The 20,038-nt window shown below is 74.5% G+C and carries 17 protein-coding genes; 9 read left to right on the forward strand and 8 right to left on the reverse strand.

Annotation, left to right across the window (positions count from 1 at the left end):
* Positions 1–95 precede the first annotated feature (95 nt).
* On the forward strand, positions 96–1,475 hold the full coding sequence (locus tag ABD345_RS06265) for an MFS transporter (RefSeq protein WP_344550781.1): 1,380 nt from the start codon (positions 96–98) through the stop codon (positions 1,473–1,475).
* Here ABD345_RS06265 and ABD345_RS06270 read toward each other — a convergent pair.
* Both ABD345_RS06270 and ABD345_RS06275 read right to left on the reverse strand, forming a co-directional pair.
* On the reverse strand, positions 1,469–2,557 hold the full coding sequence (locus ABD345_RS06270; RefSeq protein WP_344550782.1) for a sugar ABC transporter substrate-binding protein: 1,089 nt from the start codon (positions 2,555–2,557) through the stop codon (positions 1,469–1,471). The two genes, ABD345_RS06265 and ABD345_RS06270, sit on opposite strands and share 7 nt — an antisense overlap.
* A 160-nt stretch (positions 2,558–2,717) precedes the next feature.
* Complete coding sequence (locus ABD345_RS06275; protein WP_344550783.1) at positions 2,718–3,716, reverse strand: EamA family transporter; 999 nt, start codon at positions 3,714–3,716, stop codon at positions 2,718–2,720.
* A gap of 253 nt (positions 3,717–3,969) precedes the next feature.
* On the opposite strand from ABD345_RS06275, the gene ABD345_RS06280 reads away from it, so the two are divergent.
* Complete coding sequence (locus ABD345_RS06280; protein ID WP_344550784.1) at positions 3,970–5,505, forward strand: lipase maturation factor family protein; 1,536 nt, start codon at positions 3,970–3,972, stop codon at positions 5,503–5,505.
* Positions 5,506–5,758: 253 nt separating this feature from the next.
* Positions 5,759–7,834 carry a hypothetical protein gene (locus ABD345_RS06285; RefSeq protein WP_344550785.1) on the forward strand — a complete coding sequence of 692 codons (2,076 nt, stop codon included), beginning with the start codon at positions 5,759–5,761 and terminating at the stop codon, positions 7,832–7,834.
* Positions 7,835–7,909: 75 nt separating this feature from the next.
* Here the strand turns inward: ABD345_RS06285 and ABD345_RS06290 are convergent, their stop codons facing one another.
* Positions 7,910–8,371: a nucleoside deaminase gene (locus ABD345_RS06290; protein ID WP_344550786.1), complete on the reverse strand. Its 462-nt coding sequence runs from the start codon at positions 8,369–8,371 to the stop codon at positions 7,910–7,912.
* A 119-nt stretch (positions 8,372–8,490) separates the two neighbouring features.
* On the opposite strand from ABD345_RS06290, the gene ABD345_RS06295 reads away from it, so the two are divergent.
* Positions 8,491–9,354 (forward strand): EI24 domain-containing protein, encoded by an 864-nt coding sequence (locus ABD345_RS06295; RefSeq protein WP_344550787.1) that lies wholly within the window; start codon positions 8,491–8,493, stop codon positions 9,352–9,354.
* A gap of 65 nt (positions 9,355–9,419) precedes the next feature.
* Complete coding sequence (locus tag ABD345_RS06300; protein ID WP_344550788.1) at positions 9,420–10,652, forward strand: cytochrome P450; 1,233 nt, start codon at positions 9,420–9,422, stop codon at positions 10,650–10,652.
* Positions 10,653–10,740: 88 nt separating this feature from the next.
* On the opposite strand, the gene ABD345_RS06305 is transcribed toward ABD345_RS06300, so the two are convergent.
* Complete coding sequence (locus ABD345_RS06305; RefSeq protein WP_344550789.1) at positions 10,741–10,998, reverse strand: Prokaryotic metallothionein; 258 nt, start codon at positions 10,996–10,998, stop codon at positions 10,741–10,743.
* Positions 10,999–11,194: 196 nt separating this feature from the next.
* Here ABD345_RS06305 and ABD345_RS06310 point away from each other — a divergent pair, with 196 nt between their 5' ends.
* Positions 11,195–11,545 carry an antibiotic biosynthesis monooxygenase family protein gene (locus ABD345_RS06310; RefSeq protein WP_344550790.1) on the forward strand — a complete coding sequence of 117 codons (351 nt, stop codon included), beginning with the start codon at positions 11,195–11,197 and terminating at the stop codon, positions 11,543–11,545.
* Positions 11,546–11,589: 44 nt separating this feature from the next.
* Here the strand turns inward: ABD345_RS06310 and ABD345_RS06315 are convergent, their stop codons facing one another.
* Both ABD345_RS06315 and ABD345_RS06320 read right to left on the reverse strand, forming a co-directional pair.
* Positions 11,590–12,492, reverse strand: a complete 903-nt coding sequence (locus ABD345_RS06315) for a hypothetical protein (protein WP_344550791.1) — start codon at positions 12,490–12,492, stop codon at positions 11,590–11,592.
* 189 nt (positions 12,493–12,681) lie between these two features.
* Positions 12,682–13,152, reverse strand: coding sequence for an Lrp/AsnC family transcriptional regulator (locus ABD345_RS06320; protein ID WP_344550792.1), 471 nt, complete (start codon positions 13,150–13,152; stop codon positions 12,682–12,684).
* Positions 13,153–13,274: 122 nt separating this feature from the next.
* On the opposite strand from ABD345_RS06320, the gene ABD345_RS06325 reads away from it, so the two are divergent.
* The gene (locus ABD345_RS06325; RefSeq protein WP_344550793.1) at positions 13,275–13,904 is read left to right on the forward strand and encodes a LysE family translocator; all 630 of its coding nucleotides are present in this window, start codon (positions 13,275–13,277) and stop codon (positions 13,902–13,904) included.
* 525 nt (positions 13,905–14,429) lie between these two features.
* Here the strand turns inward: ABD345_RS06325 and ABD345_RS06330 are convergent.
* The gene (locus ABD345_RS06330) at positions 14,430–15,728 is read right to left on the reverse strand and encodes a PucR family transcriptional regulator (protein WP_344550794.1); all 1,299 of its coding nucleotides are present in this window, start codon (positions 15,726–15,728) and stop codon (positions 14,430–14,432) included.
* A gap of 159 nt (positions 15,729–15,887) precedes the next feature.
* On the opposite strand from ABD345_RS06330, the gene ABD345_RS06335 reads away from it, so the two are divergent.
* The gene (locus ABD345_RS06335; RefSeq protein WP_344550795.1) at positions 15,888–17,228 is read left to right on the forward strand and encodes a lipase family protein; all 1,341 of its coding nucleotides are present in this window, start codon (positions 15,888–15,890) and stop codon (positions 17,226–17,228) included.
* A 79-nt stretch (positions 17,229–17,307) separates the two neighbouring features.
* On the opposite strand, the gene ABD345_RS06340 is transcribed toward ABD345_RS06335, so the two are convergent.
* Positions 17,308–17,907, reverse strand: a complete 600-nt coding sequence (locus ABD345_RS06340; protein ID WP_344550796.1) for an HdeD family acid-resistance protein — start codon at positions 17,905–17,907, stop codon at positions 17,308–17,310.
* A gap of 174 nt (positions 17,908–18,081) precedes the next feature.
* On the opposite strand from ABD345_RS06340, the gene ABD345_RS06345 reads away from it, so the two are divergent.
* Positions 18,082–19,962, forward strand: a complete 1,881-nt coding sequence (locus ABD345_RS06345; protein WP_344550797.1) for an NAD-binding protein — start codon at positions 18,082–18,084, stop codon at positions 19,960–19,962.
* Positions 19,963–20,038: the final 76 nt, after the last annotated feature.

A 20,038-nucleotide genomic window follows, 5' to 3' on the forward strand; every position in this document is an offset into this window, starting at 1 on the left:
GCGCCGGGGCGGGTACCCGGTCGCCGTCCTGTGATCTGCCTCCCACGTGTCAACGGGGTGTTCCGCCAAGGAAGTTCGCGCACTAGCTTTCGTCCGTGAGCCCGCTGCCGCCGCTGCCGCCCCCCGCCGGGACCGCCGGGACCGCCGGGACCGCCGGGACGGCCGGCCGCCGTCCGGTGAACCGGCCGCTGCGCGTCCTGCTGGGCGCGTCCGTGCTGGCCAACACCGGTGACGGCGTGCTGCGGACGGGCCTGCTGCTGGTGGTGGCGCACCTGACCGGCTCGGTGGACACCTCCTCGCTGGTGATGGCGGTGACCACGGTGCCGTGGCTGCTGTTCGGGATCCCCGCCGGGATGCTGGCCGACCGGGTCAGCCGGAAGGCGGCGATGGTGGCCGCGGACGGGGCGCGGGCGGTGCTGATCCTGGCGATCGGGACGGCCGCCTGGGCGGGGGCGCTGTCGCTGCCGCTGCTGCTGGCCCTGGCGTTCCTGGTGGGCGTGGCCGAGACGGTGTTCAACACCAGTGGCGAGACCGTGCTGCCGACCGTCGTCCCCGCCGCGGAGCTGACCCGGGCCAACGGGCAGCTCGCCACCACCGTCCGGGTCACCAGCCAGTTCGCCGCCCCGGCACTGGCGGGCTGGCTGACCGCGCTGGCCGCCCCCGTGACCTTCCTGGTCGCCGGGACGGGCTACTTCGGCTCGATGCTCCGGCTCACCGCCCTGCCGCGCGACGTCGGCCGTGTCCCGCCGCCGGTGCGGCCGGTGCGGCCGGTGCCGCCGGTCGAGCGGGTGCGGCTGTGGACCGGGCTGGTGTTCCTGGCCCGGCACCGGGCGATCCGGATGATCACCCTCGCCGGGGTGCTCACCACGCTCGCCAACACGTCCTTCCTGGCGCTGTTCGTGGTGTACGCGACCACCGGCCCGCTGCACCTCGGCGACGCGGGCTACGGGGTGCTGCTCAGCTCGGTCGGCGTCGGCACCGCGATCGGCTCGCTCACCGCGCACCGGGCCGAACGCCGGTTCGGCAGCGCGCCGGTGCTGTGCGCGACCCGGCTGGGCTGGGGGCTGGTGTTCGTCGCGCCGGTGTTCCTGCGCGGGGTGCCGCTGTTCGCCGCGATGACCGCGGGCAGCTGCCTGGGCGGCATGTGGGGCGTGCTCACGGTGTCGCTCCGGCAGCGGTTGACGCCGCCACGGGTGCGCGGCGCGGTCGGTGGTGCCTACCGGGCGGTGATCATGAGCGCGATGCCGGCCGGTGCGGGTACGGGCCTGCTGCTGCAGCGGGCGCTCGGCACGTCCGGCACCTTCCTGCTGTTCGGCGCCGCGATGGTGGTGCTGGCCGTCCCGGTCTGGCGGGCCGTCACCGCCGGGCAGCCGGAGGACGGACCGGACGGACCGGACGGGCCGGTGGGGTCGGAGGAGGAACGGGCGGGGCGGCACCCCCGCACAAGGAGCCGCGCCGCCCGTTCCGGTCAGTAGGTGCCGGGGACCCCGGCGTCCTTGCACGCCTTCGCGAACTGCGGGGTGCAGACCTCGTCGGCCTTGTAGAGGCCGCCCTGGATGACGGTCTCGACGACCTTGGCCTTGGTGACGACGATCGGGGTGAGCAGCATCGAGGGGATCTGCAGTCCGTTCGAGTCGGTCATGGTGGAGGCCACCGAGGTGATGTCGATGCCCTTCACCAGGTAGACCGCCATGCTGGCGGCCGCGTCGGCCTCCGGCTGGTACGGCTTGTAGATGGTGTACGCCTGCTCGCCGGTGAGGATCCGGCGGACCGCGTCCAGCGAGGCGTCCTGCCCGCCGACCGGCACGTCGGTGCGGCCGGCCTTGTGCAGCGCGTCGATGATCGCGCCGGCCATGCCGTCGTTCGCCGAGTACACGCCCTGGAAGCCGTTCTTGCCGAGCTTGGAGATCGCATCGTCGATCTTCGCGGCGGCGACCTCCGGCTTCCACTCGCCGGACTGCTCGTAGGCGATCCGCCTGACCGCACCGTCCAGCGCCTTGTGCGCGCCGGCCTTGAAGGAGGCCGCGTTGGGGTCGGTCTCGGCGCCGTTGATCATCACGATGTCGGCGTTGGCGGCCTGCTTGCCCATCGCCTCCAGCAGCGCCTGGCCCTGGAGTTCGCCGGTGCGCTCGTTGTCGAAGGAGATGTAGGCGGCGACCGGGCCCGAGGCGAGCCGGTCGTACGCGATGACCTTGACGCCCTTGCTGTTGGCGTCCTCCACCCACGGCGCGGTGACGGCGGCGTTCACCGGGTCGAGCAGGATCACCTTGACCCCGCGCGAGAGCAGCGCGTCGAACTGCTCCTTCTGCACCTTCTCGTCGCCGTCGGCGTTGGCGTAGTCGAGGGTGCACTTGGTGCACAGGCCCTCCACGGACGCCTGGATCAGCGGCTTGTCGAAGGCTTCGTAGCGGGTGGACGAGGAGCGCTCGGGCAACAGCAGTCCGATGGACTGGTTGCCCTTGGACGACGAGGGCTTGTCGTCCCCGCAGGCGGCGAGCGACATCGCCATCGACACGGCGGCCGTGCCGATGACGAGTCGACGCGTCATCGAGTTCATGGTGGGTGGTGCCTCCCTGACAGCGCCGTGTCCCTACGGCGAGGTGAGGGGAGTCAAGCTCACCCACCAGGTGTCGTCAAGAAGTAAATCATTGCTCGGAGGGAATCGACCAAGTCGTTACCTTCTTGAATGCATACCGGGAGATTCGCTCACGGACTGTTCAGTGTTCGCTACGCGCCACCAGGAACACCCCGCCGACCACGATCGCGCCGCCCAGCAAGATCGGCCAGGTCAGCGCCTCGGAGAGGAAGATCCATCCGAGGAATACCGCGACCACCGGATTGACGTACGCATAGGTCGCCACCAGCGGAAGCGGAGCGCGCTGCAACAGCCAGGCGTAAGACGTGAACGCGACAATGGAGCCGAACAGCACCAGGTACACCAGTCCGGTCCACGACCCCGCGGAGACCGCGCCCGGATCGAAGTCGCCCGGCTCGCCCCGCGCGACCGACAGCACCAGCGCGCCCACCGCGCCCGCCAGCATCTCGTACACGCTCGCCACGAACGGGTCGGCCGGCATCGGCAGCCGGCCGGCCAGCACCGAGCCCAGCGCCCACACCACCGCCGCGGCCACCACCAGCAGCAGGCCCGACAGTCCGACCTCGCCGGTCAGGCCCGGCGCGGTCAGCACCAGCAGGCCGACCAGGCCGACCAGCACGCCCGCCAGCGTCGCCCCGCCGGTCCGGGTCCCGAACGCCCGGCGCAGCAGCACCACCCACAGCGGCACGCTCGCCACCATCAGCGCCGCCAGGCCCGAGGGCACGGTGCGTTCGGCCAGCACCACCAGGCCGTTGCCGCCGACCAGCAGCAGCACGCCCACCAGGAAGGCGGAGCCCAACTGACGCCGGGTCACCCGCAGCGCCCCCCAGCCGTGACGGACCGTCAAGCCGGCGCCGAGCAGCAGCGCCGCCGCGCCGAAGCGCAGCGCGCCCGACAGCAGCGGCGGCATCGTCTCCACCACCACCCGGATCGCCAGGTAGGTCGATCCCCACACCACGTACACGATGCCGAGCGCCGCCCAGACCGCCGCCCCGAGTCCGCCGGCCGGGGCCGGCTTCGCCCGCACGGAAGGGGCGTCGGGGACGGCGTCGACCGGGCCCGCCGGCGGCGGACAGTCGGGGTCGGCGTCGGCGGGGGATTGCGGAGAGGTCGCGGACATGGGCGTCTCCTCGTCTTGGTGCTGACAGGGTGCGTTCGGCGGAATGACACCACACTCCGTTCGCCCACGGCAGGCAGTTTCACCACTCGGTACGGGCACCGAGGGCACTACGCGCGAACGCCCGCCGCCGCACGCCGGACAGGGCCGACCGGATGAACCGGCGCACCACCGCGACCCCAGCCGCCCCGCCCCGGCCGCGCCGGATGGTAGGGATGGGGGCGGCCGGAGCGCAGCCGATCGGAGGAGCGGCCGCATGGCATGGTTCGCCGCCCCCGAGTACCGGCTCGCCCGGGAGTTGTTCCTGCGCCTGCTCGCCCTCGTCTACGCCTGCGGATTCCTCGCCGCCGCCCGGCAGTTCCGCGCCCTGCTCGGCAGCCGCGGCATGCTCCCGATCCCGCGCTTCCTGGCCCGCGTCCCGTTCCGCCGCGCCCCCAGCCTGTTCCACTGGCACTACGGCGACCGCCTCTACGCCGCCCTCGCGCACACCGGCCTGCTGCTGTCGCTCGCCCTGCTCGCCGGGGCGGCGAACCTGCTACCGCTCGGCGCCGCGACGGCCCTGTGGGCGCTGCCCTGGCTGCTCTACCTGTCGATCGTCAACACCGGTCAGACCTGGTACGCCTTCGGATGGGAGTCCCTGCTGCTGGAGGCCGGGGCGCTCGCCGTGTTCCTCGGCAACGACCGCATCGCCCCGCCGCTGCCCGTCCTGCTGCTGCTGCGCTGGGTGCTGTTCCGGGTCGAGTTCGGCGCCGGACTGATCAAGTGGCGCGGCGACGAGTGCTGGCGCAAGCTCACCTGCCTCTACCACCACCACGAGACCCAGCCCATGCCCGGCCCGCTCAGCTGGTTCTTCCACCACCTGCCCCGACCGCTGCACAAGGCCGAGGCCGCCGCCAACCACGTCGTCCAACTCGCCGTTCCCTTCTGCCTGTTCCTCCCGCAGCCGATCGCCTCCGCCGCCGCCCTGCTGATGGTCGTCACCCAGCTGTGGCTGATCGCCTCCGGCAACTTCGCCTGGCTCAACTGGCTCACCGTCGCCCTCGCGCTGTCCGTCCTCGACACCGGCACCCTGCGCCGCGTCCTGCCGATCGGCCCCGACCCCGCCCACGCACCCCAACCCCTCTGGCACCAACTGCTGGTGGCCGGGTACGCCCTGCTGGTCCTGGCCCGCTCCTGGCAGCCGCTGCGCAACCTGATCTCCCCGCGCCAGCAGATGAACCGCTCCTGGGACGGCCTCCACCTGGTCAACAGCTACGGCGCGTTCGGCTCGGTCAACCGCGTCCGGTACGAGATCGTCCTCGAAGGCACCCGCGACGTTCACGGCACGGACGGCTGGCAGGAGTACGAATTCCACGGCAAGCCCGGCGAACTGCGGCGGCTGCCACGCCAGTTCGCGCCCTACCACCTGCGCCTCGACTGGCTGATGTGGTTCGCCGCGATCTCCCCGGCCTACGCCCGCCCCTGGTTCCGTCCGCTGCTCGCCCGCCTGCTCGTCAACGACCCCGACACCCTGCGCCTGCTGCGCCGCAACCCCTTCCCCGACAACCCGCCCGCCCTCGTCCGCGCCGAGCTCTACCACTACCGCTTCACCAACGGCCCCGAACTCCGCGCCACCGGCGCCTGGTGGCACCGCCGCCACGTCCGCACCTACCAGCGGCCCGTCGGCCTCGCCGAACTCGGACCGCACGCCCCGCCGGAGACCCCCTCGCACGCCCGACCGCACGCCCCACCGGACGCCCCGCCGCACGCCCCACCGGGCCGGACCCCGAAGGAGCCCGGAGAACGCCGATGACCCCACCCAACTCCCGCCCCCCACCCGGGCGGGGCGTACTGTCGGTGCCACTCCCTACCCTACGGACCGTGCGGACGGCCCCCGCGCCCCCGCCCGCGGCCCACCGCGGCCGGCGGATCCCGGGGAGGTCCGGTGCGTGCGAGCCTCGAACGCACACCCGTATTCTGGCCTCCCGCGACGCCACCGCCGCCGCAAACACCCCACCCGCCCCGCCAGCCCTTCTGCCCGCCAAACGCCACGAACCGGACTTCACATGACAGTGCGCACCCTGAACGACGCCGACGACACCGCGTCCGCGACCGCGTCCGCGACGGACGGCGAGACCCGCCAGAGCACCCGTGAGGAACTCGGCCGCTTCGCCGACCAGGGCGGATTCGCCCTCACCGCCGACGCCAACCCCTGGCTGGAGGCCGCCGAGACGCTCACCGGCCCCGAGGACGCCCGCGCGGCCTCCACCGTCCTCGCCGAACTCCGCAGCCGCGACACCCGCGCCGTCGGCCAGGCCGCCAACGCCATCGCCGCCAAGGCCGGCCTCGACATCCCCGACACCCTCGGCGGCCTCACCACCCTCCTCGACCTCCTCCAGCGCGTCCACGCCACCACCACGACGCTGCGCACCGAGGCGTACGAGAAGGACCTCGCCGAACTCGCCGCCGCCACCGGCACCGGCACCTACCGCAAGGAGACCGGCGCCAAGCTCGGCTGGAACCGCCGCCGCCAGCTCCGCGGCCAGGCCCGCGCCCTCGCCGCCCCCGGCACCCGCCCCGGCCGCGCCGACCTGCACGCCGCGCTCGTCGCCGCCGAGGCCGCCCACCGCGACTGGAGCGCCCTCGCCGCCGGCTCCTCCCGCCCCTCCGTCCCCGTCGACGGCACCCTGCTCACCGAGACCGCCAACGTCGTCGACTCCCTCGCCGACGCCGTCCGCTCCCTCGCCCGCCTCCTCCCCGAGCGCGCCCTCGACGCCCTCCCGCTCGCCGAACTCGCCGAACTCGTCGACCGCCTGGCCGCCGACGAAGGCACCCTCTACCGGCTCTCCGCACTGCGCCAACTGCGCCTGGAACTCGCCGAGCAGGGACTCACGGAGCTGCTGGAGGAGCTGAACGAGCGGCAGGCCGACAAGGACGCTGCGCTCGCCGCGTACGACCGGCACGTCGCCGCGAAGGCCGCGCTGGCGGGGGGACCGCGACAGGCCGCGGAAGCGGAGATCGAGGCTGCGGCTGTTGTTGAGGCCGAGGAGCCGGTGGCCGAGGTCGAGGCGGCTGCGGAGGCTGCGGCTGAGGCTGTCGTGACCGAGGTCGAGCCGGAGGCCGTTGAGGCTGAGGCCGAGGAGCCGGTGGCCGAGGTCGAGGCCGTCGAGGAGACCGGGGTCGAGGCTGGCGTCGAGGAGCCGGTCGTTGAGGTGGCGGCCGTTGAGGCTGAGAGCGAGACCGAGGAGCCGGTGGCCGAGGTCGAGGCGGCTGCGGAGGCTGCGGCTGAGGCTGTCGTGACCGAGGTCGAGCCGGAGGCCGTTGAGGCTGGGGCTGCCGCTGAGCCGGTGGCCGAGGTTGAGGCCGTCGAGGAGACCGAGGCCGAGGCTGCGGTCGAGGAGCCGGTTGTTGAGGTGGCGGCCGTCGAGGCTGAGACCGAGACCGAGGAGCCTGTCGCTGAGGTCGAGGCGGTCGTGGAGGCGGAGGCTGAGGTTCCCGTCGAGGAGCCGGTGACCGAGCCGGAGCCGGAGGTGGCTGCCGAGGCTGAGACCGAGACCGAGGAGCCGGTGGCCGAGGTCGAGGCGGCTGCGGAGGCTGCGACTGAGGCTGTCGTGACCGAGGTCGAGCCGGTGGTCGTTGAGGCTGTTGTCGAGCCCGAGGCGGTTGTCGAGGAGCCGGTGGTCGAGCCGGAGCCGGAGGTGGCTGCTGAGGCCGAGGCCGAGGCCGGGGTTGAGGTTGTCGTCGAGGAGCCGGTGGCTGAGGTCGAGGCGGCCGAGCCGGAGGCTGAGGCTGTCGTGGCCGAGGTCGAGCCGGTGGCCGTTGAGGCTGAGGCTGCTGTCGAGGAGCCGGTGATCGAGCCGGAGCCCGCGGTTGCCGTCGAGGTCGAGCCGGTGGTCGAGGAGCCGGAGGCTGTTGCGGTGGTGGCGGCCGGGGTGGTCAAGCCCGAGTTGGTGCCGGGGAAGCCGATCACCGGGTACTCCGCGGAGGAACTGGTGGCGTTGGTGGCCTGGTTGGACGCGGACGGTGAGAAGCGCAGTGACGACGAGTTGCTGCGGGCGGCGATGAAGGAGCTCGGGTTCGCCCGGCTCGGGCCGCGGATCAAGGAGGCGCTGGGCGCGGCGGTGGCCGCCGTCCGCGCCTGACGTTCCGTCAGGGGCCTTGCTCCCGCCCGCCGTTGGCGTTTCGTGCGCAGCGGCGGGCGGTGGCGTTCCGGGGGGTCACTCGCCGATGTCCTCGTACCAGAGGTCGGGGCGGGCGGCGACGAACTCGGTCATCAGGCGTACGCAGCGCGGGTCGTCGAGCAGGGTGATGCCGGTGCCGTGGGCGGCGAGCCAGTCGTGGCCGCCGGTGAAGGTGGTGGACTCGCCGATCACCACGTGTCCGATGCCGAACTGGCGGACCAGGCCCGAGCAGTACCAGCACGGGGAGAGGGTGGTGACCATCACGGTGTCCCGGTAGCCGCGCAGCCGGCCGGCGGCGCGGAAGGCGGAGGTCTCCGCGTGCATGGACGGGTCGCCGTCCTGGACGCGGCGGTTGTGGCCCCGCCCGAGCAGTTCGCCGTCCAGTCGGAACAGCGCCGCTCCGATCGGGACGCCGCCCTCGGCGAGCCCGGCCTCCGCCTCCGCCACCGCGACGTCCAGCCAGGCCCGTGCCCGCTCCGCCGTCACCCGTGTGTCCATTCGGCCACCTCCTGCGTCCACTCTTCCCGTCCGGCGGCCGTCCCGCTCCCCGCCGCGCGGGCGGGCGTCGGGTTCGGGCCGGTGTCCGGCGGACTTGGCGTTTCCTTTAAGGTGCGGGGATGCGAGATTTCGGGGCGGGACTGCGGTTCCTGTTCGACGGGCAGCGGTGGGTGGCGCGGCACGGGCGGTGGTGGGGGTTCGGGATGATCCCGGCGCTGATCGCCCTGGCCGGGTACGTGGCGGCGCTGGTGGTGCTGGTCGTGTACGCGGGGGACCTGGCCCAGTGGGCGACGCCGTTCGCGGACGGCTGGAGCGAGCTGTGGCGGAACGCGGTGCGGGTGGTCGTCGCGGTGGCGGCGGTCGGCGCGGGCGGGCTGCTGGCGGTGCTGACGTTCACGGCGGTGACGCTGCTGATCGGCGAGCCGTTCTACGAGTCGCTGTCGGCGAAGGTCGAGGCCACCGAGGGCGGCGGCCCGCCGGAGCCGGACGTGCCGCTGTGGCGGGAGCTGTGGGTGGCGTCGCGGGACAGCGTCGCGGTGCTGCTGCGGGCGGCGGCGTTCGGGCTCGTGCTGTTCCTGTGCGGGTTCCTCCCGGTGCTGGGGCAGACGGTGGTTCCGGTGCTGGCGCTGTGCGTGTCCGGGTACTACCTGACCGCGGAGCTGACCGGGACGCCGCTGCAGAAGCGCGGCCTGCCGCAGAAGGAGCGGCTGCGGCTGCTGCGCTCCCGGCTGCCGATGACGCTCGGGTTCGGGACGGGGCTGACGCTGCTGTTCCTGGTGCCGGGGCTGACGGTGCTGGCGATGCCGGGCGCGGTGGCCGGTGCGACGCTGCTGGCCCGGGAGCTCGCCCCGTACGAGCCCGGCGGCGCGGACGGCGGCGCGGGCGAGGGGGACGGCGGGCGGCCCGGGGCGGACCCGGATCCGGACCCGTTCCGCAAGCGGCCCGGCGTGAACCCGTACGCCGTCGACCCGCAGATCGGATGACCGCCCCCATTGCCGCACGCTACGGCGAATTGACGTAGCGTCACCGGCCGCGCGATAACGTCCCCATGGCGCTATCCGTGGACGCCGCCCCGCGCGGCATCGATCTCGGCGACCCCGCGTTCTGGCGGCTCCCGGCGCGGGCGCGGGACGCGGCGTTCGCCCGCCTGCGCGAGCGCTCCGGCCCGGTCGGGTTCACCGACCGGGCGACGGGGCGGCGGTGCTGGGCGCTGGTCCGGCACGCGGACGTGACGGCGGTCAGCCGCTCGCCGGAGGTGTACCTGTCCGGGCCGGGGGCGACCACGCCGGAGCCGGCCCGCTGGGTGCGGGCGGTGTTCGGCGACTCGATGGTCGACCTGGACGACCCCCGGCACGCCGACCTGCGCCGGGTGGTCGGCCGGGCCTTCACGCCGCGGCTGCTCGCCGAGGTCGAGCGGGACATCCGGGAGACCGCCGTCGAACTGGTCGACCGGCTGGAGCGGGAGCGCCCGACCGACTTCGTCAGCTCGGTGGCGGCCGAACTCCCGTACCGGGTGATCTGCACGATGATGGGCGTCCCGCCCGAGCAGCGCCGCCGGATCCTGGCCCGGACGGACCGCGCCGCCGCCCCCTCCGGGGCGACCCGCCGCGGGCTGCGGGTGCCGGGGCGCGGCCTGCGGGCGCTCGCCTCGATGCGGCTGACGGTGGCCGCGCTGGGCCGCGAGCGCCGCCGCCGGCCGACCGGGGACCTGATCTCCGCCCTGGTCACCGCCGACGTCGACGGCCGCCGGCTGAACTCCCGGGAGCTCGGCGCGTTCTTCTCGCTGCTGCTGGTCGCGGGCGCGGAGACCACCCGCAACGCGCTCGCCCACGGCCTGCACCTGCTCACCGCGCACCCCGAGCAGCGGGCCCTGCTGCTCGGCGACCTCGACGCGCACCTGGGCGGCGCGGTGGAGGAGATCGTCCGGTACTCCGCGCCGATCGTCCAGTTCCGCCGCACCGTCGCCGTCGACCACCGGCTGTCCGGGATCCGGCTGGCCGCGGGCGACAAGGTGGTGCTGTTCTACGGCTCCGCCAACCGCGACGAGGCGGTCTTCCGCGACCCCGACGCCTTCGACGTCACCCGCTCGCCCAACCCGCACCTCGGCTTCGGCGGCGGCGGCCCGCACTTCTGCCTCGGCGCCCACCTGGCCCGCCAGCAGATGCGGGCCCTACTGCGCGAACTCCTCACCCGCCTCCCGGAGATCCGCTCCACCGCGGCCCCCGAGACCGTCCCGTCCTCCTTCGACCACCGGGTCCGCGCCCTGCCGTTCACGTTCTGACGGCGACGACGGCGACGACGGCGACGACGACGGGGGGGCGGCCACCGCCGTGCGCGGTGGCCGCCCCCGTTCCGGTGCGTCGTCGGGTTCAGGACGGGTGGCTGCCCACCGTGTCGTGGATATCGGCGCCCATCACGCTGTTCGCGCGGGCACAGTGGGCGCCGCAGAAGAAGCGTCCGGCGACCTCCACGCCGTGGCCGACGATGCGGACGGTGCACTGCTCGCAGCGCGGGGCGAGTTTCTCCATCGCGCACTCGAAGCTGTCGAAGACGTACGTGTCACCGGTGATCGTCTTGATCTCGAAGGACAGCCAGTAGTCGTTCTGGCACACCACGCAGACCGCCATGTCGGGCTCCTCTCGCCGTACGGGTCCACCGCCGAGTCTTGGGCCGGGACGGGCGGACGGCAATCGGCGGCGGTCCGAACGGACCGGGGCGGGCGCGGTCGGGCGGGGAGGGAGGTGGTCGGGCGCGGGCGAACGAAAAACCGGGAGCCGTCCGATAATGGTCAGCAGGGTCCGGTGTTCAGCCGAGGAGGCCGAGATGATCATCCGAATCTGGGAGGCGCAGGTCGCCCCGCACCGGGCCGAGGACTTCTGCGCCAGACTCGCCTCGACCGTGCTGCCCGGCCTGGGCCGCTGGGACGGCTTCCTCGGCGGCGAACTGCTCCGGGCCTGCTCCGCCGAGGACCACCGGGTGCAGATGATCACCCGCTGGCGCGACGAGGAGGCGCTGCGCGCCTACGCCGGGCCGATGTGGCGGATCCGGCCGGTCTGGTCGGAGGGCGAACTGCACGAACTGGAGCACCCGCCGACGGTGGTGCACTTCCACTCGCTGCGCCGCCTGGACGCCGCCCCCGGCCTGCCGGTCGGCCAGCCCGCGACGGCGGGCTGACCGGGAGGATCCGGGCGGGGCCGGGAGGCGCCGGGCGGGGCGGGTCAGCTGGCGGCGCCCTTGGTGTCGGCCTTGATGCCGAGGGCCTTCAACCACTGCTGGCAGTTCTCGCAGGGCGTGCGCTTGACCCAGGACCGGACGTCGCGGCCGCGCGCGTCCATCGCGACGATCCAGCTGTCGGGGAACGCGACGGGCGGGTTGAGGAAGGCGGCCACCACCTCGGCCTCGGTGCTGAACCCCTGCGCGTGGATGAACCAGTCCAGCGCGTGCACCTCGGCGCAGTTGCCCACCGTCCAGGTCTCCAGGCGGTCGGTGCGGTGGCTGACCACCGCGTACGTCAGGTCCAGCAGGGCGCTGCCGTCGTTGCGGCCCCGGTAGACCTCGCCGCCGGCCACCAGGATCGCCCGGACCACCGTCTCGGTGCCCTGCGGGGCGTTCTCGCGCAGGGCCTTGGCCAGCTCGGCGGCCAGGATCTCCCCGTTGCCGCGCTGCACGGGCGGGGCCGGGGCCGGCCGCTGCGCGGGCTGCTGGGCGGCGAGCCGGGCCGCGTCGTTCTCCTTGAGCCGGGCCACCAGGACCTTGCGCAGGGCGGCCACGGCCGCGAACGCCTCCTGGCCCTCGCCCTGCGACCAGGAGAACAGCTTCTTCCGGGCCTCCCGGCCGGGCAGCTGACCGGAACCGGTGGTCAGTTCGAGGACCTTCCGGCGCACCGCCTTCGCGTGGTGGGCCAGCGTCGCCGCGGGCAGCTCGGTCAGCGGACGCTCGTACTCCAGCTGGGTCAGCGAGCGCGACAGGACACCGGCCAGCGCCTGCAGTTCGGCCAGCGCCCGGGCGTCGTCGGGCGTCTGCTCGGGGGGTTCTCGCAGGTAGGCGGTCTCGGCGGCGGTCAGGCCGGTCAGCACGGCGTCCGCGGTGTCCGAGGGCTTCGGGGCAGGGGCTTGGTACACGGCAACCTCCGCAAGCAGCTGGGGAGTTGCGACCGTACCCGGCCGCGCCGCCGGGCGGGGCCGAGATCACCGGAACCCGATCCGTCAATCCGACAGGAAGCGGTGGACCGGAGCCCGGCGGCGCCCGGGAGCGCCGGTCGCGCGCCGTCAACGGCACGTCGTCGGCCGCGCGCCGCCAGCCGCACGTCGTCAGCCGCGCGCCGCCGGCTCCACCGGGATGCCCGCGTCGGCCTTCACCTGCTTCATGGTCAGGTGCGAGTGCACCTGGGCGATGCCCGGCAGCCCCGAGAGCACGTCGGTGACGAACCGCTCGTACGCGGCGAGATCGGCGACCGCGATCCGCAGCAGGTAGTCCGGATCGCCGAACAGCCGGTGCGCCTCCACCACCTCCGGCAGCTCCGCCACCCGCCGCTCGAACTCGCTGACGGTCGCCCGGTCCTCGTGCCGCATCACCACCGTCACGAACGGCTGGAAGCCGCGCCCGACCGCCCCCGGGTCCAGCCGGGCCCGGTAGCCGCGGATCACCCCCTGCTCCTCCAGGTGGCGCACCCGGCGCAGGCACGGCGACGGGGTCAGGCCCACCCGCTCGGCCAGCTCGGCGTTGCTGATCCGGCCGTCCTGCTGGAGCTCGTGGAGGATTCTGCGGTCGAGGCGGTCCATGGCGCAACATTCTGCCAGAGCACCCCCTTGACCAGCGAAAACGGGACATCGGCTGCCAACCGTGGGCCGCTAGCGTCCAGGGGGTGGGATTTCCCCCGCTTCCGCCGTCCCCCGAAGGTGCCATGGACCCGCACGCCCTGCTGCTCTTCCTCGGCGTCGACGTGCTGCTGGTCTGCACGCCCGGCCCCGACTGGCTGTACATCGTCGCCCGCGGCCTCGGCCAGGGCCGCCGCGCCGCGCTCACCGCCGTCACCGGCGTCTGCGCGGGCTACGCCGTCCACACCCTGCTCTCCGCCGCCGGCCTGGCCGCCGCGCTGCGGGCGGTGCCCGCCCTGCTCCCCGCGCTGCGCCTGGCCGGCGCGGGCTACCTGACCCTCCTCGCCGTCGGCATGCTGCTCGCCCTCCGCCGCGGCGGAACCGGCCGGGCCGTCACCGCGGCCGGACCCCAGCCCGCCCGGACGGTGCTCCGCCAGTCCCTGCTCACCGCGCTGCTCAACCCGAAGGGCCTGCTGCTCTACCTCTCCCTCGTCCCGCAGTTCGTCGCCCCGGACGCCGCCCTCCCCGTCGGCGCCCAGGTCGCGGCCCTCGGCGCGGTCAACGTCCTGTGCTGCGCCGCCGTCTACTCGGCCGTCGCCCTGGGCGCGGCCCGCCTCGGGGGCCGGATCGGCAGCACCCCGCGAGCGGCCCGCCGCCTCTCCGCGGTCTCGGCGGTCCTGCTGCTGGCGGTCGCGGGCGTCACGGCGGCGGCGTGAACACCCAGGGGTCGGGGAACTGTCGGCAGGCGAGCATGCACGATCAGGGGCCCGGGGAACGGCGGGGCCGTGCTGCTGACGGTCGGAGCCCAGCGGAGGTTCGTGCTGCTGCGTGTCTTTGACGGAACCGGAAGCCGATGCGCGCTCCGGCAGTGCACCGTCAGCAGACCCGGGCTCGCCGTTCCCCGAGCCCCTGGTGGGGCTCTCTCGCCGTCGGAAGGTGCTGCGGGCATCCAGGGGCCCGGGGAACGGCGGGGCCGTGCTGCTGACGGTCGGAGCCCATCTGAGGTTCGTGCTGCTGCGTGCAGTGACAGGAACCCGAAGCCGATGCGCGCTCCGGCAGTGCACCGTCAGCAGACCCGGGTTCGCCGTTCCCCGAGCCCCTGGTGGGGCTCTCTCGCCGTCGGTTCAGGGGCCCGGGGAACGGCGGGGCCGCGCTGCTGACGGTCGGAGCCCAGCGGAGGTTCGTGCTGCTGCGTGTCTTTGACGGAACCGGAAGCCGATGCGCGCTCCGGCAGTGCACCGTCAGCAGACCCGGGCTCGCCGTTCCCCGAGCCCCTGGGCGCGCATCTCGTGCGCCGCGAGCGCTGCGCGGAGGGTGAGGAGGTCGGGGCCGCGGACGGCGTCGAGGCCGGTGAGGTCGGCGGTGCGGCGCAGGCGGTAGTCGACGGTGTTGGGGTGCACCTGGAGGGTGGCCGCGGTGCGGCGGCGGTCGAGGCCGCAGGTGAGGAACGTCCGGAGGGTGTCGAGGAGTTCGGGGCGGGCGGCGAGGGGGGTGAGTAGGGCGGCGAGGGCGTCGCGGGCCGGGCCGGGGCGGCTGAGCTGGTAGTCGACCAGGACGTCGTCGAGCAGGTGGGGGCCGGGGCCGCGGCCGGTGGCCTCGGCGACCCGGCGGATCTCGGTGGCGAGCCGGACCGCGTCGGCGACCTCGCCGGGGGCGGCGGTGGCGGTGCCGGCGGTGAGTTCGGCGCCGCAGGCGCGGGCGAGCCGGTCGAGCAGGGCGGTGAGGGCGGCGCGGTCGGGGGCCGGGTCGGGGGAGTCGTCGGGGAGCAGGACGGGCCCGCCGTCGGCGGCCAGCGCGGCCAGCGGGACGCCGTCCGTGCGGCGTTCCAACTCGGCGCGCAGGCGCCGGAGTTTGCGGCGGGCGACGACCGAGCGGTTGACCCCGGGGCGGGACTCGTCGGGGTGCGGGCCGATGGCGAGGGAGAGCACCAGGTAGCGGGCGGGGAGCCGGATCCCGGCCCGGTCGGCGGCGGCGCGCGGGTCGCCGCCCTCCAGCAGCCGGGAGAGCAGGGCCTGCCGGGAGACCTGCTCGTCGCCGAGCGCGGCCTGCCGTTCCTGCACGTACCCGGCGGCGACCGCGCAGCTGACCACCCGCAGGTAGCCGAGCAGGCGGTCCTGGGCGAGGGCGACGTCGGGCAGGTCGGCGGGGGAGGCTTCGGCCAGGACGCGGGCCGCGCAGAGCTGGGCGCCCAGGTGGTAGGCGCCGACCACCGACTCCAGCGGGACGCCCTCGTCGGCGCGGCGGGCCGAGGACTCGCGGATCCGGGCGAGTTCGGCCTCGCCGGGCAGCACGCCGGTGCGCAGCACTTCGACGAACGCCCGGAGGCCGCGCTCGACCTGGCGGGTGATCTCGCCGCGGAGCTGTTCGGGGGGCAGCGCGTGGTAGGCCGGGAGCCGGTCCAGCAGTCGGAGCATCACCTCGGTGGCCAGCGCGGGGGCCAGCGCGAGCAGCCGCAGGTGGACCGGGCGGCCGCCGAACCTGGGCCCGTCCTCGGCGAGTTCGGGCGCGGGTCGGACGGGCTCGGCGTTGGGTTCGGTCACAATCCACCTCGCGAATCTCTGTGCGGCGGCCTGGCGACGGGGCCGGGCGGTGCGGCCATCATGGTTCCCCGGAGGTTACCTACCCGTAGGTAACTCCCGCGATCCCCCACCTTGTTCAGGACGCGCGCCCCCACCCCCCAGTCAGAGACGGGAACCGCCATGAACCGAGCCGCCCGGCTGATCGCCACCGCCCTCGCCGCCGCCGCGGTCGCCACCGCCGCCCCCGTGGTCACCGCCGCCACCGCCGCCACCGCCGGCGCGGCGAGCGCCGCCGACCCGTTCTACGCGTACGACGGCACCGCCCCGCTGTCCTCGTACGCGCCCGGCACCGTGCTCAAGACCCGCACCCTCTCGTACCACCTGCTCGGCCTGGCCACCCCCGTGCGGGCCGTCCAGCTGCTGTTCCGCACCACCGACGCGCAGGGGCGGCCCAGCGCGGGCGTCACCACCGTGGTGCGCGGGCTGGGCGGCGACGGCAGCCGGGCCGTCTCGTACCAGTCCTTCTACGACTCGCTGAACCCCGCCGACGCGCCCTCCCGGGCGGTCGCCGGGGACGTCAGCCTGGGCGGCGCGATCGCCAACGCGGAGGCGCTGTTCGTCGTCCCGTTCGTGCTCCAGGGCTACGACGTGGTCATCCCCGACACCGAGGGGCAGAGCGCCGACTTCGCGGCCGGGCCCGAGTACGGCACCACCACGCTGGACTCGATCCGGGCCGCCTCCGCCTCGCCCGCCACCGGCCTGGACGCGGACACCCGGTTCGGCATGATCGGCTACTCCGGCGGCGCGATCGCCACCAACTGGGCCGCCGCGCTCGCCCCCTCCTACGCCCCCGACGTCAACCGCCGACTGGTCGGCTTCGCCGAGGGCGGCCTGCTGGTCGACCCCGCGCACAACCTGAAGTACGTGGCCGGGGGCGCGGTGTGGCCCGGCGTCATCCCGATGGCGATCACCGGCGTGGCCCGCGCCTACGGCTTCGACCTGCAGCCCTACCTGAGCGACTACGGCAAGCAGGTGTTCGCGAAGACCCAGGACGCCTCGATCGTCAACGCGCTCGCCCAGTACCCCGGCCTGACCTGGCAGAAGCTCGCCAAGCCCGCCTACGCCGACCCGAACTCGATCCCCGAGTACCTGGCCGCCGTCAACAAGGTCAACCTGGGCTCCGCCGCCACCCCCACCGTCCCCGGCTACATCGCCCAGGGCAACGGCGGCGTCCTGGAGGGCACCTTCAGCAACCTCCCCGGCATCGGTACCGGCGACGGCGTGATGGTCGCCGGGGACGTCCGCGCGCTGGCCCGGCAGTACTGCGCCACCGGCAACGGCAGCATCAAGTACCAGCAGTACGACCTGCTCAGCCACCTCGGCACGGCCGTCCCGTGGGCGCCCACCGCCGTGCTCTACCTGAACGACCGCTTCGCCGGGAAGGCCGCCCCCTCCGACTGCGGCCGCATCCCGGCCGGGAACTCGCTCGCCCCCGAACGCCCGGTCGCGCCCGGGAAGTGACCCCGGGGAGCAGGGCCCGCACGCGGCAGGGGCCCGGCCACCGCACCGGTGGCCGGGCCCCTGCGCGGGGGGTGCGGGCTCAGAGGTCGTGCGGGTACTGCTTGGCGCCGCTGCGGATCCGCAGCGCCGCGACGATCTCGGTGATGCCGATCAGCAGCAGGCCGCAGGCCGCCAGGACCGCCAGCGCGGTGATCGAGTGGGCCGGCCAGACCATCAGCACGATGCCCGCGGCCACGCTCAGGCCGCCGACGAAACCCTGCCAGCCGCGGGCCGGCATCATCGGGTCCGAGGCCACCGCCGCCAGGTGCGTGATGCCGCGGAACAGCCAGCCGATGCCGATCCACAGCGCCAGCAGCAGCACCGACTGGGCCGCCGAGCGGAAGCACAGCAGGCCCAGCAGCACGCAGATCGCCCCGCTGACGAACGCCAGCACCCGCAGCGCCGTCGACGCGTGCGTGCCGAACGCCCCGACCAGCTGCACCACGCCGATCACCAGCAGGTACAGGCCGAACAGCACGCCGACCACCCACAGCGTCTGCTTCGGCCACACCAGCACGACGATCCCCAGCGCCAGCGAGACCAGCCCGCCCGCCAGCACCGCCTGCCAGGCCAGCCGGGCCAGCTGCTGGAACGGCCCGGGCAGGTCGTCACGCGAATCGATCCGGTACGGGGCACTCATGGTTCCTCCGCGGAACTGGACGGAACGGACACGACACCTCCAGCCTCCGCGCCCCACCACCCCCGGGGCGCGGCGGGATCCGCCGGACGGACGAACCGCACGCCCCGTCCGCCCCCCGATCCGCTACCGTCCGTTCACCCGTCCGCACCGACCGGCCGTCTACCATCTGACGGTATGACGGACCAGGGGCGGGGGAGCCCGGAGGACGGGACGGTGCCGGACGGGGCGGAAGCGGGCGGCGGCGCGGACGCGGGCGGCGGCGGGACGGAAACCGGTGGCGGCGCGGACGCGGGTGGCGAGCCTGACGGGCCGGGCGGCGGGCACTACATCGTCTGCGGCGGCAACTCGCTCGCGTACCGGCTGATCCTGGAGCTCACCGAGCAGTACGAGGTCCCGGTGGTCGCCGTGGTCCCCGACCGCTCCCGCGAGCACGGGCCGGCCATCGCCCGGATACCCGGCGTCCGGGCGGTGCTGGAGCACTCCACCGTCACCGGCGAGGCGCTCGGCGCGGCCGGGGTCGAGCACGCCCGCGGCATCGCGCTGATGGACGGCACCGACCAGGAGAACATCCACGCCGCGCTCGCCGCCGAGAACCGCAACCCCGGCGTCCGGATCGTGCTGCGGATCTTCAACCAGCGGCTCGGCGAGCACCTGGAGAAGCTGCTCCCCAACTGCGCCGCGCTCTCCGGCTCCGCCACCGCCGCCCCCGCCTTCGCCAACGGCGCGCTCAGCCGCCCGCACACCGTCGAGGTCGGCGGCCGGCAGCTGTACGTCGCCCACGACGGCGACATCCGGCCCGACCAGATCTGCCTGGTCGCCGACCGGATCGACCGGCAGGACCTCAGCCGGCTGCGGCTGCTCCCCGGGACGGGCGGCCGCGCCGCCGACTTCATCCGGATCGCCGAGTTCCTCGGCGGCGGCGAGGAGATCGTCCCGCGCGGCCGCCCGCTGCCGGGACCCGCGTCCGAACCCGGCGGCCTGGCCGCGCTGCAGACCCTCGACGTCGAACCGCCGCTGCGCCAGCCGTGGCGCAAGCGGCTCAAGTGGTGGCTGCTGGACGGGCTCAAGCACTTCACCAACACCCGGCTGCGGATGATCCTGATCACCGCGTTCGCGGCGATCCTGCTCGGCGGCCTGGTGCTGGCCCGGCACAGCACCCACCCCGGCGGCTTCGGCTGGACGGTGTACTTCACGCTGCTCGACGCGGCCGGCGCCGTCCAGCCCGACGTGCCGGGGCAGCAGGTGCTCGGCGACTCCTGGGCCCGGGCCGCCCAGGTGCTGATCACCTTCTGCGGGATCACCTTCGTCCCGGTCGCCACCGCCATCGTGGTCGAGGCGCTGGCCAGCGGCCGCCGCGGCGTCCCGCGCCCGCCCGGGGCCCGCACCCGCGACCACGTGATCGTGGTCGGCCTCGGCAACGTCGGTACCCGGGTCGCCACCCTGGTGCACGGCACCGGGCTGCCGGTGGTCTGCCTGGAGCGCGACCCGCAGGCCCGCGGCATCGCCGCCGCCCGCGCCCTCGGCATCCCCGTCCTGATCGGCGAGGGCCCGCTGGAGGCCCAGCTCAAGCAGGCCCGGGTCAAGCACGCCCGGGCCGTGGTCGCGGTCACCTCCGACGACGCCGCCAACCTGGAAGCCGCGCTGGAGGCCCGCGCCGTCCGCCCCGAGGTCCGGATCGTGGTGCGGCTGTTCGACGACGACTTCGCCCACCACGTGTACGCCACCCTCGGCAACGTCGCCTCCCGCTCGGTCTCCTACCTGGCCGCCCCCGCCTTCGCCGCCGCGCTGATGGGCCGCGAGGTGCTCGGCACCCTCTCGGTCTTCCGGCACGTGCTGCTGATCGCCGAACTCACCGTCGAGGAGGGCACCGGCCTGGACGGCCGCAACACCGGCGACCTGGAGGGCCCCGGCGGCGTCCGGGTGCTCGCCGTCCGACTGCACCGCCGCCCGCAGGACTACCAGTGGAACTTCGCCGACCGCTCCCGGCGGCTGGTCCCCGGCGACCGGATCGTGATCGCCGCCACCCGGTCCGGACTCGCGCGCGTCATCCAGTGACGGCCCGGTTCCGGCCCGGCAGTCGGCGCCCCGGCGGGAACCGCTGCCGGCCGAGGCGGCGGGGCGGACGGCGCTC

The organism is Kitasatospora saccharophila (genome assembly GCF_039529925.1).
GTDB lineage: Bacteria > Actinomycetota > Actinomycetes > Streptomycetales > Streptomycetaceae > Kitasatospora > Kitasatospora saccharophila.